This is a genomic window from Lysinibacillus sp. GW247-5R2A, assembly GCF_059424475.1.
Genome location: NZ_JBWKZL010000014.1, coordinates 67,791 through 82,230 on the forward strand (window position 1 = coordinate 67,791; position 14,440 = coordinate 82,230).

The following is a 14,440-nucleotide window of genomic DNA, read 5'->3' on the forward strand; positions in this document are numbered from 1 at the left end:
TAAAACATGGCCAAAACATTACCAAGTGTAGATGTTGTAACAGTTGGTGTAGGGTGGACAGGCGGTATCGTTGCTGCTGAATGTGCAAAAGCCGGTTTAAAGGTAGTTGGTTTAGAGCGAGGGCAAAAGCGTGGTACTGAAGATTATTTAAACGTTCATGATGAATACCGTTATGCCATTCGTTATGATTTAATGCAAAATCTATCCAAAGAAACGGTTACTTTTCGCAATGATCGTAATATGAAGGCATTACCGATGCGCCAGTTAGGTTCCTTCTTACTCGGGGAAGGGCTAGGAGGATCAGGAACACATTGGAACGGCATGACGTATCGGTTTTTACCCTATGATTTCCAAATAAAAACGCTAACCGATAAACGTTATGGGCCAAATAAACTTGGGCCAGATTATCTCATTCAGGATTGGGGATTAACATACGATCAACTTGAGCCTTATATGGACAAGTTTGAAAAAACAGCGGGTATTTCTGGAGATGATAAAAATACATTTAGCGGAAAACGTTCAAACCCTTATCCAACCGGACCTATGAAAAAAACGCCGATGCTTATGCAATTTGAAAAGGCGGCACAGGACTTAAAGCTAACACCTTATATGGTGCCATCAGCAAACGTCTCTGAGGTTTATAAAAACCCAGATGGTGAAACCATTAATGCTTGCCAATATTGTGGCTTCTGCGAACGTTTTGGTTGTGAATATGGCGCAAAATCCTCTGCAGAAATTACAGTTGTCCCTACTGCATTAAAAACAGGTAATTTTGATTTACGCTACAATTCCAATGTTGTTGAAATTTTAAAACAAGGCAATAAGGTGACGGGTGTAAGATATATCGATACCGTATCAGGTGAAGAATTTATTCAGCCTGCCAACGCTGTCGTTTTAACGAGTTACGTCTTTAACAATGCCAAGTTATTAATGGTCTCTGACATAGGCGAAAGATATGATCCTACTACTGGTAAAGGGACACTTGGGCGAAATTATTGCTATCAAATCTTACCTGGGGCTGCTGGTTTCTTTGACGAACAATATAACACATTTATGGGGGCAGGCTCTTTAGGAATGTGTGTAGACGACTATAATGGCGACAATTTTGACCATAGTGAATTAGATTTTATTCATGGTGGAAACATCGCTCTTACACAAACAGGGACCCGACCAATTGGGTCAAATCCAACTCCTCCTGATACACCTACATGGGGACCAGAATTTAAAAAGCAATCTATTCATTACTATACACGTTCATTCGGGATTGGAGCGCAAGGTGCATCCATGCCACATAAGCAAAATTATTTAACATTAGATCCAACCTACAAGGATGCATATGGGCTTCCATTAATGCAACTAACGTACAACTTCACGGATCAGGATCGTGCGCTTCATAAATTTATCTCAGCGCGTGCAGCAGATCTTATGAAGCAAATGGGCGCAAAAACAATTGTCCCAAATGCTGAAATTACCGATTATAATATCGTGCCTTACCAAACAACGCATAACACAGGTGGGACTGTTATGAGTTTAACGCCAGAGCAAGGTGTCGTGAATAATTACTTGCAGCACTGGGATGTTAATAATCTCTTTGCTGTAAGCGCTGGAAACTTTGCACATAATAGCGGCTACAATCCAACTGGAACGTTGGGAGCACTAGCCTACCGTTGTGCAGAAGGTGTCATAAAGTATAGTCAATCAGGTGGTTCTTTAGTATAAAAAAATCATTCTAAAGGAGGCAAGACTTATGGGAGGTCTAGGAGCAATTGGTGTACCTGGGTTAATTATTATTTTAGTTATTGTATTAATTGTATTTGGCCCAAAAAAGTTACCAGAAATCGGTGGAGCAGTTGGAAAAACGTTTGCAGAATTTAAAAAGTCCACTAAGGGACTTATAGACGATGATGATGATTCGGTGAAAAAGGTCGAAAAAAAATCTGATGCTTCGTAGGAGGGTTTCCTATGGATCCTTATGAGGATGGAAAAAGAAAGTTTTTAAGCCCTCTTGATAAACCACAAGCTGAGCCTCCGTTACCTATGGAGGCTTTAGTTGAAATACAAGCGAAAAAAATGGAAGAGCAGCATATAGCAGATGAACCTCTTATACCAATTAACTCGTTATTGGAACATCTTTCAGAACTTCGTAAACAAATAATAAAAGGGCTAACGGTTTTTATCTTATTTTTTATTGTTGTTTTTTCTACTATTAATATATGGTTCCCCTTTGTAACTCGTGGTCATTCTCTCATTATTTTAGGACCGCTTGAGGTCGTTAAATTTTATATGACCATTTCAACTACCTTATCATTTGGTCTTGCTATGCCATTTCTTGTTCATTTTCTGTGGAGTTTTGTAAAACCAGGTCTAAAAGAAGCGGAAAGTCGATTTTTAGGACTCTATGCACCCGTTATGCTGGCACTGTTCTTATTGGGAATCGCTTTTGGCTATTTTGTTGTAAACCCTCTAAGCTACTCATTTTTAGTCGGCATAGGTGCTACCAATTTTGATGTCATGGTATCCGCTAGTGAATATATGCATTTTTTAATTATGACTACAGTACCACTTGGACTATTATTCGAATTACCCATCGTTGCCCTGTTTTTATCAGCTATTGGGGTACTGACTGCTGAATCCATGAAAAAAATACGAGGCTGGTCATATATCGGAATGGGTGTAGGCTCCGCAGTCATAACACCGCCCGATTTTATTAGTCAACTCCTCGTATTAATACCTATGATTATTTTGTATGAAATAAGTATCTATCTTGTCAAACGCATAGAACGAAAACAAATTGAAAGCACTGCGTAGATTTTACGCAGTGCTTATTTTTTCTTTAAATCCATGACAATAATTTCTGGTAGATTAAAAATGCGGTATGGTACCGAGCTATTGCCCAGACCACGACTAACCACCATCTTAGTCGTTCCTTCATCATAGACACCAGCCGTATATTTTGGAAATAGCCCCTGTCCAGGTGCAACAAGTCCTCCAAGACCAGGAATACGAACTTGCCCACCATGTGCATGCCCAGAAAATACTAAGTCTATGCCATCATTTACATACGTATTAAACACTTCAGGTCGATGTGCCAGTAACATCTTAAACATATCATCTGGTAAATAAGCTGTAGCCAACTCCAACATTTCTTCTGTTGATCTACCCATTAACGGATCTTCAATTCCAACAATCGCCAAGCGCTCCCCGTCGCGCTCTAACACGGTCGATTCATTGGCCATTATATGTACTCCTAACGATGATAGCGCCTCATAAATTTCACTTACCTTATTGGTCGCCACTTCATGGTTCCCTAGTACATAATAAACATCCGTTATTTCAACTAGTCCCTTCACTGCCTGTAGACTTTGTTTTAAATCATAGCGATTGCTATCAATCACATCACCTGTGATAAAAATATAGTCAGGATTTGTTTCCTTAACTTTAGCAATCAGTTTTTGCTGATTGTTACCAAAGAGGGCATCATGTAAATCCGATACTTGTACAATGCGTAGCCCATCAAAGCTGGCCGGTACCTTTTCTGATTCGAATACATGCTTACTAACGACTAGCCAGTGATTGTTTACGTACAAAAAAATGACTATAAAAACAACGAAAAAAACACCATATAATAATTTTTTCAATCGCAATCGCTCACTTTGCGGCTACTTTTTTTCAGAAAAAAATTCTGACTTCCCTATTATAAGCAAAAAACAAATTGATTGTAAGTATATGCACTTTAATTACATAAAATGCACAAAATTCAACTATACCCCTCCCCCCTTTATAGGAAATCATGCGCATTTAATCTATTCGTAGTCAGCTTTCACATGATATAATATGGGTATAATTTCATAATTATGTACATTCAAAAATTTCAACTATCTGTACCTTCCAATTTGACAAGAATGAGAGAACAAAGATGAGAAAGCTATTACTTATTTTTATTGTTATTAGTATTGTAGTGATCGGGTTAACAACTCAATTACTTAATAATGAAAGCCCAAATGCGCCTAAAGCTGTTGCAGGAGTAATCGATCTTAGGCAGTATGACTTGCACGAAAACACTGTAAGTTTGGATGGAGAATGGGATTTCATTCCCGATAAATTATTGAATTATTCAGAATTCGACACCTATCATTCTTATTTAGTCAATGTCCCTTCACTATGGTCTAGGTATAAGCTGGATGATCAAACTTTCACTTCACTTGGTAGCGGTACCTATCGTTTAAAAGTTCTTACTAATCATACGGATGCTATATTAGGCATAAAAACAGGTAATATTCGAATGTCGAATGCCATCTACATAAATGAAAAACGTATTGGACAAAGTGGTGAACCTGCCGAGGATTCGACATATGTACAAAAAAACGTACCGTATGTTGCTTATTTTTCGCCTGACAAGGATGAACTGGAAATCATCATTCATGTCGCTAACTTTGATTATGCATCCGGCGGAGGAATTATTGGTTCCGTTTTTATCGGAGATCAAGAGAGTATTGGTAAGTTAAGAGAAAGCTCGCTTTTCTACGATTTAATTACCATTGCTGCCTTTTTTACTATGTTTATTTATTTTGCTGGTTCCTACTTATATGCCAAGCTTGAAATTGAGCAGCTTTATTTTTCTTTATTCTGCTTTATGGTTGGTTTATACAGTATATCTCATGGAGAAAAAGTATTAATGGAATTACTCCCTATCACCTATGAATCCCTGATACGAGTCCAAATCATTTCAAGTATCGGCTCAGGTATCTTCATGCTGCTGTACTTTTACCATGCCCTCCAGCAAATTGCTTATAAAAAGTTCGTGAAAGTACTTTGTATGATTGGCATTGTCTTATCAGCTACGGTGATGCTCCCGATATCCATTAGCTCATACTTACAAGCCGTCTATTCTATTTATATTTTAATCAATATCTTTTACTTGCTTTATATTCAAACGATCGCAATCTTTAAACGTTTAGTAGGCGCTATTTATTTATGGATTAGTACTATGGCAATTCTTATCTATATGGTTGTAGCTACTTTAAATCTCAATATTAATTTAGAAATCTACTCTTTACCTCCTTTGCTTCCCTTTATTTGCTTAACGATGCTCTCTCTTTATATTTCGCATCGTTTTACAGATTCTTACTTGGAAAAAGGACGATTAACAAATGCTTTACTCCGCGTGGATAAATTAAAGGATGAATTTCTCGCAAAAACATCACATGAGTTTCGTACGCCATTACACGGTGTCATTGCCATTTCTCAGTCCATGCTAGAGCCCCCTGAGAGCTCAACACTAACGATGGAACAAAAGGAAAAAATATCACTTATATTTTTTTATTTATAACGTTTTAAATTCAATTTTATCGCTAAGCTATTTAGACTTGGATAAGGCCCGTATTATGATAACTGATTTTGCTACGTTCTTAAGAAGTAGCCTTGCTTTTGAGAATACAAATAGCCTTATTCCTCTCGAACAGGAGCTTCTGCTAATTCAAGCTTACGTCAATATTCACCAGACGAGATATCCTGATCAACTTGAATGGGAAATCCAGATGGAGGAGCCATTACCTATACTGATTCCCCCTCTGCTACTTCAACCGTTAGTAGAAAACGCCCTTTTTCACGGTTTAAAAAATAAGCGAGCAAACGGAAAAGTAATAATGACTATTAAGAAAGATCAACAAATGATTGATATTCAAATTGAGGATAACGGTAACGGAATGACACAAGATTTAGTTGAAAAAATTTTATCGGAGGAGCCCTCCGTTCACCAGAGCGTCGGAATCCGCAATATTACCAAACGTTTAAGAAAATATGAAAATACCACTTTCCATATCGAAAGTATTGTCAGTAAAGGAACGACTGTAAAATTAAGATTCCCACTATTTTTGGATGAAAAGAGGTGAAAGAATGTTAAAAGCAATCATTGTGGACGATGAAATTTTAGCAATCAATTTATTAGAAGCTATGTTAAAGGACAATGGAGCAATTGATGTAATTGGAAAATTTCTCAATCCTTTAGAAGCTATCGCCAACATTCCTACGCTCAAACCTGATATTCTTTTTCTAGATATTGAAATGGCTGAGATGAGTGGTATTGATTTGGCTAGTAAGATAGAAGAATTAACGCATGTTCTGGACATCGTGTTTGTGACAGCCTACGAGCATTATGCGATTGAGGCGTTTTCTGTTCAGGCTATTGACTATATTTTAAAGCCTATTGAAAAAGCCCGTTTAATGAAAACAATAGAAAGGATTTCCATACGAAGGGGGAAAGTTCAGCAACTATCAGATGGAAGTATACGAAATGAAGATGTTCAAGTCATCGGAAATTTCCACTTCCACCTACACTCAGGAAAGATGTACATCGATGGAGTGGCTTTAACCTTATCCACTAAAGAGTTTCATATTCTATACTTTCTAGCACAGCGACCAGGGCAAATTTTCCATCCATCTGACCTGTATAAACTCATTTGGGCAGAAGATAGTTTAGGACAAACACAGGCATTAAAAGTTCACATAAGCAACTTACGAAAAAAGCTGGAGTCCATCCCTGGCCATCAAGCTAACATTGTAACGGTACGAGGTTCTGGTTATCAATTCCTCTTTACATAAAGACAAAAAGGCACGACGATTAGTTAATGCAATCGTCGTGCCTCGTTTTATTTTTTTGCCGCTTCTTGAATGTCATAAAATGCCCAATGATCACTTGGGACATCCTTAAATATTGGCTTTTGATGTTCCGTTGTTACTGGACGCTCATATAAGTGGTTAAGTATCTTCACTGCTTGCGCCCGTGTTAAATAACCCTCGGGGTCAAATGTGTCTACCGTTGTACCAGTCATAATCCCCCTCGCATTAACAGTATAAATAGCTTGAACAGCCCAATGATGATTACTAACATCCTTGAAAACGTTACTCTGTGAAGTTGGTTTACAAAAATCTGCGATTGGATTGTTCACGCAATGCTTTTCTATCCAACGAGCCGCTACTACAGCCATTTGGGCACGTGAAATGAAACCATTTGGTTGAAAGCTTGCCTCCGTAACACCGTTAAATAAACCTGTATGTTTCACAAATTCAATTGCATCTTTGGCATCATGGTGTATTGTATCTGTATAGGTTGCCTTCGCTTGCGGAATTGCATTACCTGTTAATTGACGAGCAAACATTATGGCCATTTGTGCTCGTGTAACAGGGGCATTGGGACGGAAGGTACCATCTACATAGCCTTGAATATACGCTGTATGTGTAATGTCAGTCGCAGGCTCCTCCACATCTACATCTTTTGGCAAATAAAGAATGGAAAAGGTAGAGAATTTTTGAACCTCAAATTGTAAGCCTAGCATATCTTTTTGATAATCTATAACTTTCCCACGTAAAAATTCTTTGGTACCATCGCTATGGTCGATATAGATAGCTAGGTTATTAAGCTGTTCTTCGGATAAATCTTTAGGTAAAGGTAAGGTTAATGTTACTGGGCGATTTTGCATATTCGTCTCGATTTTCATCGGCTGCCCAATTATCTTACTAACTGAACTACCCGTTATCTCTCGATCTATGAATTCACGTTTCACCCGCTCTTCGATTGTTAATCGGTCGTTTTCCTCACTTAACGGGATTAGTCGGAAATATAAATTGTCATCAAATGTCGCCAATGAATCTTTAGATACATCGATTTTCACATTGTAGGCCGAGATATTTACATTCAATTGATTGTTTTTTAACAGAGTAACAATATTAGTAGGCATGGATATATCAATTTGTTTTACTCTATCCTGTGAATCTGGAATTACGATACGTGCTTGATCTGAACCTTCCTTTTTTAGTTTAGTAATAGCTTCCGACATATTCTCTTCGGTTAAAATTACTTCATCTCTCATTGATCCATCTGTATCTTTTAATCGTTTAATAGTTGTTTTAGAAACGGTTTCTCCACTACTAGATTCTATATTTATAGTAAGAATTTCTGGAGAAGGGGTTTCTGTATATTCAGAGGAGGTTGTATCCTTACTATTACTTGGGACATTTTCTCTCGTAACTAAAATTGTATATTCCCTTTGACTACCATCTTCAGCAGTTACAAAAATCTTTATTGTATTCACACCTGTTACAAGCTTTATTGCTTCGGTAGTTGCCTTACCATTTATTGTTACTATAGCTTTTTCATCCTCAGCTATTGGTTTTACATATATACGATCTACTGTACTTGGAACATGGGTTGTATAAGACATTGTATTTTTGTTAAATGGTGTATTTAACGTACCCGAAGAAATTGTTAACTCCTTTAAAAATGCATTTTGATTAGGAGAAAATGCTTTAACATGAATAGAGAAAACTTTAGTTTCCACATATTCACCTATAGTAATTTTAGCAGTCAATGTAACCATTTGATTTCCTTTGTTTGCAGATGGACGTATAACGGTACCATTATCTTTCACTACTTCGGGCTTGTCAGATACCCACGTAATTGTCGCACCGTTTTCTCCAATAATCGGTAGAACAAGATTTTTAGTTACATTTTCTGAAGAATCATCTTGAGAATAAACAATAGTAAGTGCATCTTTATCAAGTTGTACTTTTTGTTTTAAAATACTATTAACTTTACTATCTAACACAGATTGTAAAGTTTCTATTGCAGCATAACCTTGATTAGGACGTGCCATCATAATTTGCTGGCAGACACTATCTTGATCTTCAATCGTAAGGAGATTAAACTGACTATAATTTAAATGATCATCATCCATAAAAATGGTCCAAAGTGTAAGTTCATCTGTCGCATTATTAACATTTATAAGGTAGGATCGATCATTAACTGCATTTAAATAAACTTGTCGCAATATATTTGTAGATTGATACCCTGTCTGTGGACGTTCGACTAGTAATTTATTTGCCAAATAATTTTGATCGGCTAATTTAAAATTTTGAAATAATTCATTTCCTTTAGCAGAGTAATGTAATGCTTGCCAATCCGTAGTCATGGCCAATTTCATTTCTTCGCTATTAGTTGCTGCATTAAATGAATAATCATCACTTTTTGCTGCTACAGGAGATATAGGTATCATATAAATTACTAAAATAGTTAGCAGTATTACATTCATTACTTTTCTTTTAGAGTTTCGAATAACAATCACCCTCTCTTCTTTAGAATCAAGTTTTAATAGCGCCCGATTGTAGAATAGTCATCTTTAGGCAATAATAGCCACTCTGAATGATTAAAATTCGAAGTACCTGATTGTAGCCTTTTATCTCTTATATAACCACCGCTACTTTGCAATATAGAGTCGCTCGAATCCCTTGCTCCTAACATATCTATAACATTGCCATTACTGTCTTTTAACGTAATGGACACTGTTATTTTAGTTGCATCTCTAAAAACAAATTCCTCATTGAAATATGACGAAATGGTCATATCAAAAAAATCATAAAAATAAGAATGGATAACTACAAAATTAGTATTTGGATGTATTAAAGGTATATTTAGCGTTTGGACCGTATGTTGTTTAAAAATTAAGTTATACTGCTGTATTTCTACTTTATAATTTGATAGTGGAACAATTGTTGCATTATATATTTCTAGGACATCGTTATATTCTCCGTTTTGCACAAAGTCTGATATAAAAAGTCCTGGGGCATCTACACTGGCTATAAAGCTTGTAGATACTTGTCCTCCCTTTCCGTCATCTGCTGTAATAGTTATAATGCTTGTCCCCAATGAATGTTGAGTAATTTTAAGTGACGTGCCATTCAGACTAGCAGTTACCACTCCACTATTACTTGAGCTTACAGTCAAGGTTAATGGGTCGTTATCATCATCTGAAAATATATCATCCACTAAGACATTCCAACTATCACCTCCCATTGTTGCTCTCTGATTACTAATGGTTTTAGCAACTTTTGGGGAATGATTTACAGTAGGAGTTGTTACAGTAACTAAAAAGCTTGTAGATACTTGCCCCCCTTTTCCATCATCCGCTTGGACTGTAATTGTACTTACGCCGGCAGCAATCGGCAGAACAGTAATGGTTTGGGCATTTATTTGAACAGTAGCAATGGATTCATCACTGGAAGAAACGTTTACTGTGAGAACATCATTGTCTGCATCTGAAAATATATCACTTCCATCTATTGTGATTACATCATCCACAATACCTAGTTGGTTACTTATAGGTTGCGCAACTACAGGAGGTTGGTTTGGTGGATTCGTTACGGTAACCGCAAATGTTGTCGTTTCGCTCCCTCCGTTACCATCATCCGCTTGTACTGAAATGACACTCTGACCTATGCCTACCAGTTCGATACTTATCATTTGAGAATTCAATTGCGCTGTAGCAACAGATTCATCATGGGAGCTTACTGACAATGTTAAAGGATCATTATCTTCATCCGTAAATACATTACTCGCGTCAATCAGAATTGGCGGATCACCAAGATGCCCAGTTTGATCATTTATTAATTGCGTAACTATCGGTATATTATTTGACTTAGGTAAAACTTCTATTTCAAAACTACTGCTTGCTCTCCCTAGCTTTCTATCATCAGCACTAATCTTTATTTTTGTCTTTCCAGGGGATAGCGCCTCAAGTGTTAATACATTTGAATTTACCTCGGTTGTAACAATGCCCACAGTTTCTGTAATAGCTTTAAGGATTAAAGGATCATTATCGGCATCATAAAATAAATTACTTAAATCAATGACAATTTTCTCTTGACCAAGTGTCATGGATTGCTTTGGAATTATTTCAGAAGCTACAACGATCGGTGGTCGATTAACAGGTGCTGCATAGGCTACTTTTTCTTGAAAACAAAAACTACAGATTAAAATTAGTAAAATGGCTATCACAAGACATTGTCTTTTTCGATACAAAGTGACCCCTCCTATTTTTGAAATTATGTAAATACAAAAGTTTACAAAGCCTCTCCTTTATCATGACTTTTAACTCATTTTTTATTATATATCAGTACTAAAATCCTAACTATAGAATATTATAATGACAAAAGTTAATTTTTCTTAACCTTTATTTGATATCTCAAAGACAATTTTGCATTCTTTTCTATCGATTATCAGGTCGGATTTTTATGCAGTAACAAAAAGAAAACCCAAACTATTACAAAACTCAGCCTGAGAGTTTTGTAAAATTGTTCGGGTTTTCATTGGCTAAAGTACACACATTTCTAATTTTCGTTATTTACTATGACTATGCTTGACTGCCGCTTCCTGAATCTCCTTAAATGCCCAATGATTACTTGGAACATCCTTAAATATTGGAATTTGATGTTCTGTCGTTACTTGACGCTCAAATAAGTGATTAAGTATTTTCACTGCTTGCGCCCGTGTTAAATAACCCTCGGGGTCAAATGTGTCTGCTGTTGTACCAGTCATAATCCCCCTCGCATTAACAGTATGAATGGCTTGAACAGCCCAATGATGATTACTAACATCTGTGAAAACGTTACTTTGTGAAGTTGGTTTACAAAAATCTGCGTTTGGCTTGTTTACGCAATGCTTTTCTATCCAACGAGCCGCTACTACAGCCATTTGGGCACGTGAAATGAAACCATTTGGTTGAAAGCTCGCCTCCGTAACACCGTTAAATAAACCTGTATGCTTCACAAATTCGATTGCATCTTTGGCATCATGCTGAACAGTATCTGTAAATGTTGCCTTCGTCGTAGGAATTGCATTAACCGTTAATTGTCTAGCAAACATAGTTGCCATTTGAGCGCGAGTTACAAAAGCATTCGGTCTGAATGTCCCATCTGCATTGCCACGAATATAGGCTATATGTGTTGTTGGTTCCTCCACATCTTCAGGCAAATAGAGCATAGAGAAGGTAGAGAATTTCTGAACTTCAAATTGCAAACCTTGCATATCTTTTTGATAATCTACGACTTTCCCACGCACTACCTCTTTTGTGCCATCGCTATGCTCGATATAGATAGCTAGGTTATTAAGCTGTTCTTCGGATAAATCTTTAGGTAAAGGTAAGGTTAATGTTACTGGGCGATTTTGCATATTCGTTTCAATTGTCATTGGACGACCAATTAAATGCACTTTTTTACTTTGTATGGAATTCCTAATTATATCTTCTTCTACTATTCTTTCTTCCACTCGATGTTGCAGTTCCGATGACTTAATAGGAACTAAGCGAAAATATAAATCATCATAAAAGTTCGATAAATTTGGAATAGAAATCATTACATTCGCAGTAGCCATTTCTAACTTTATATTTCCAGAACTTAATTGCGCTATTGAAGATTTGGGAATCTCAATGACAATTTCACTAACTTTATCATTTGTATCAGGAATAATAATCCGAGCAATATCATTACGCAATTGTTTCGCTTTTTCTATTGTTTCCTTAGCAATATCCTCTGACATGGAAACATGATCCTTTATAACTCCATCTGGCATCGTTGTACGAGTAATCGGTGTTTTAGATAAATTTATACCACCTTCTCCTTCAACCTCTACAACAATACGTTCTGTGTTTGTTGTAGGAGTAGAGCTACCACTTGTACTACTACTATTATTGCTGGTAGGTGGTGATACATTACTGATCCACTTGGCGTAAATAGTCATGTTTCTTGTAATAAAACTACTTTCGAAGTTAAATAGTTTTTCCAGTGTATTGCTTGAGTACCAACCTCCAAATGTGTAGCCTGCTTTCGTCGGTGCTGGATTTGGTTCGCTTGCTTTTTCTCCGTGGGCTACGGATTGATTGGATACTGCACTTCCTCCGTCCACTTCAAAACTCACGGTATACGTCTGCGCTTTCCACTTGGCGTAAATTGTCGTGTTTTCTGTAATAACATTAGTAAAATCATAGGCTTGTGTATGACCAGCCTCTGTATACCAGCCTTCAAATGTATAGCCTGCTTTCGTTGGCTCTACCTGCGGCATCGTTGCTTTTCCACCGTGCGCTACGGATTGATTGGATACCGTACTTCCTCCATCCGTGTTAAAACTCACGGTATACGTCTGTGCTTTCCACTTGGCATAAATTGTCGTAGCCTCAGTGATAACACTATTAAAATCATAGGCTTGTGTGCGACCAGCGTCTGTATACCAGCCTCCAAATGTATAGCCTGCTTTCGTTGGCTCTATCTCTGGCATCGTTGCATTTCCACCGTGTGCTACGGATTGATCGGATACTGTACTTCCTCCATCCGTGTTAAAACTCACGGTATACGTCTGTGCTTTCCACTTGGCGTAAATTGTCGTGTTTTCTGTAATAACATTAGTAAAATCATAGGCTTGTGTATGACCAGCATCTGTATACCAGCCTCCAAATGTGTAGCCTGCTTTCGTTGGCTCTACCTGCGGCATCGTTGCCTTTCCACCGTGGGCTACGGATTGATGGGATATAGCACTTCCTCCATCCACTTCAAAACTAACCGTATATTTCAGTGGTTCCCACTTCGCATAAATTGTTGTATTAGCTGTAATTTCTTTGTTGAAATCATAGATATCTGTATGCGTTACGTCTGTATACCAGCCTTCAAATGTGTAACCCGCTTTTGTCGGTGCTGGGGTTGGCGCACTCGCTTTTTCACCATAGGCTAAGGATTGGTCGGATACTGCACTTCCCCCATCCGTATTAAAACTCACGGTATATGTCTGTGCGTTCCACTTGGCGTAAATTGTTGTGTTTTCTGTAATGACATTAGTAAAATCATAGACTTGTGTGCGACCAACATCTTTATACCAGCCTTCAAATGTATAGCCTGCTTTTGTTGGCGCTGGGGTTGGTTCACTTGCCTTTTCACCATGGGCTACGGATTGATTGGATACTGTACTTCCTCCATCCACTTCAAAACTAACCGTATATTTCAGTGGTTCCCATTTCGCATAAATTGTCGTATTGGCTGTAATTTCTTTGTTGAAATCATAGATATCTGTATGCGTTACGTCTGTATACCAGCCTTCAAATGTGTAACCCGCTTTTGTCGGTGCTGGGGTTGGCGCACTCGCTTTTTCACCATAGGGTAAGGATTGGTCGGATACTGCACTTCCCCCATCCGTATTAAAACTCACGGTATATGTCTGTGCGTTCCACTTGGCGTAAATTGTTGTGTTTTCTGTAATGACATTAGTAAAATCATAGAGTTGTGTGCGACCAACATCTTTATACCAGCCTTCAAATGTATAGCCTGCTTTTGTTGGTGCTGGGGTTGGTTCACTTGCCTTTTCACCATGGGCTACGGATTGATTGGATACTGTACTTCCTCCATCCACTTCAAAACTAACCGTATATTTCAGTGGTTTCCACTTCGCATAAATTGTCATATTGGCTGTAATTTCTTTGTTGAAATCATAGATATCTGTATGAGTTACGTCTGTATACCAACCTTCAAATGTGTAGCCTGCTTTTGTTGGTGCTGGGGTTGGCGCACTCGCCTTTCCACCGTGCACTACGTATTGATTGGATACTGCACTTCCTCCGTCCACTTC

General features: G+C 37.6%; 10 protein-coding genes. 6 read left to right on the forward strand and 4 right to left on the reverse strand.

Features of this window, described 5'->3' with window-relative positions; all coding sequences use genetic code 11:
• Positions 1-6: 6 nt before the first annotated feature.
• Genes AC07YC_RS19595 through tatC form a run of 3 tightly spaced genes read left to right on the forward strand, consistent with a single transcriptional unit; the run spans position 7 to position 2,808 of the window.
• Positions 7-1,719 carry a GMC family oxidoreductase gene (locus tag AC07YC_RS19595; protein WP_324729674.1) on the forward strand — a complete coding sequence of 571 codons (1,713 nt, stop codon included), beginning with the start codon at positions 7-9 and terminating at the stop codon, positions 1,717-1,719.
• A gap of 28 nt (positions 1,720-1,747) precedes the next feature.
• Complete coding sequence (gene tatA / locus AC07YC_RS19600) at positions 1,748-1,951, forward strand: twin-arginine translocase TatA/TatE family subunit (protein WP_036122204.1); 204 nt, start codon at positions 1,748-1,750, stop codon at positions 1,949-1,951.
• Positions 1,952-1,962: 11 nt separating this feature from the next.
• A complete protein-coding gene (gene tatC, locus AC07YC_RS19605; protein ID WP_494920205.1) occupies positions 1,963-2,808 on the forward strand; it encodes a twin-arginine translocase subunit TatC in 846 nt (281 codons plus the stop codon).
• A gap of 14 nt (positions 2,809-2,822) precedes the next feature.
• On the opposite strand, the gene AC07YC_RS19610 is transcribed toward tatC, so the two are convergent.
• Positions 2,823-3,638, reverse strand: a complete 816-nt coding sequence (locus AC07YC_RS19610; protein ID WP_036122198.1) for a metallophosphoesterase — start codon at positions 3,636-3,638, stop codon at positions 2,823-2,825.
• Positions 3,639-3,916: 278 nt separating this feature from the next.
• Between AC07YC_RS19610 and AC07YC_RS19615 the strand changes: the two genes are divergently transcribed.
• Genes AC07YC_RS19615 through AC07YC_RS19625 form a run of 3 tightly spaced genes read left to right on the forward strand, consistent with a single transcriptional unit; the run spans position 3,917 to position 6,600 of the window.
• The gene (locus tag AC07YC_RS19615; protein ID WP_494920206.1) at positions 3,917-5,329 is read left to right on the forward strand and encodes a 7TM diverse intracellular signaling domain-containing protein; all 1,413 of its coding nucleotides are present in this window, start codon (positions 3,917-3,919) and stop codon (positions 5,327-5,329) included.
• Positions 5,330-5,366: 37 nt separating this feature from the next.
• Entirely contained in the window at positions 5,367-5,891 is a 525-nt protein-coding gene (locus AC07YC_RS19620; protein WP_494920207.1) for a sensor histidine kinase, read from the forward strand.
• Positions 5,892-5,895: 4 nt separating this feature from the next.
• On the forward strand, positions 5,896-6,600 hold the full coding sequence (locus AC07YC_RS19625; protein ID WP_494920208.1) for a response regulator: 705 nt from the start codon (positions 5,896-5,898) through the stop codon (positions 6,598-6,600).
• 47 nt (positions 6,601-6,647) lie between these two features.
• Here the strand turns inward: AC07YC_RS19625 and AC07YC_RS19630 are convergent, their stop codons facing one another.
• The 3 genes from AC07YC_RS19630 to AC07YC_RS19640 form a co-directional block, all read right to left on the reverse strand.
• A complete protein-coding gene (locus tag AC07YC_RS19630; protein WP_494920209.1) occupies positions 6,648-9,086 on the reverse strand; it encodes an S-layer homology domain-containing protein in 2,439 nt (812 codons plus the stop codon).
• A 56-nt stretch (positions 9,087-9,142) separates the two neighbouring features.
• Positions 9,143-10,852 carry an RTX toxin gene (locus AC07YC_RS19635; RefSeq protein WP_494920210.1) on the reverse strand — a complete coding sequence of 570 codons (1,710 nt, stop codon included), beginning with the start codon at positions 10,850-10,852 and terminating at the stop codon, positions 9,143-9,145.
• Between the two features lie 318 nt (positions 10,853-11,170).
• Positions 11,171-14,440 (reverse strand): InlB B-repeat-containing protein (locus tag AC07YC_RS19640; protein WP_494920211.1); only part of this gene is annotated, 3,270 nt, incomplete at its 5' end.

What these genes read in the sequence shown, in the direction of transcription:
- AC07YC_RS19595 (WP_324729674.1), top strand. Translation starts at nt 7, where the DNA reads ATGGCCAAAACATTACCAAGTGTAGATGTTGTAACAGTTGGTGTAGGG.
- tatA (WP_036122204.1), top strand. Translation starts at nt 1,748, where the DNA reads ATGGGAGGTCTAGGAGCAATTGGTGTACCTGGGTTAATTATTATTTTA.
- tatC (WP_494920205.1), top strand. Translation starts at nt 1,963, where the DNA reads ATGGATCCTTATGAGGATGGAAAAAGAAAGTTTTTAAGCCCTCTTGAT.
- AC07YC_RS19615 (WP_494920206.1), top strand. Translation starts at nt 3,917, where the DNA reads ATGAGAAAGCTATTACTTATTTTTATTGTTATTAGTATTGTAGTGATC.
- AC07YC_RS19625 (WP_494920208.1), top strand. Translation starts at nt 5,896, where the DNA reads ATGTTAAAAGCAATCATTGTGGACGATGAAATTTTAGCAATCAATTTA.
- AC07YC_RS19630 (WP_494920209.1), bottom strand. Translation starts at nt 9,086, where the DNA reads ATGAATGTAATACTGCTAACTATTTTAGTAATTTATATGATACCTATA.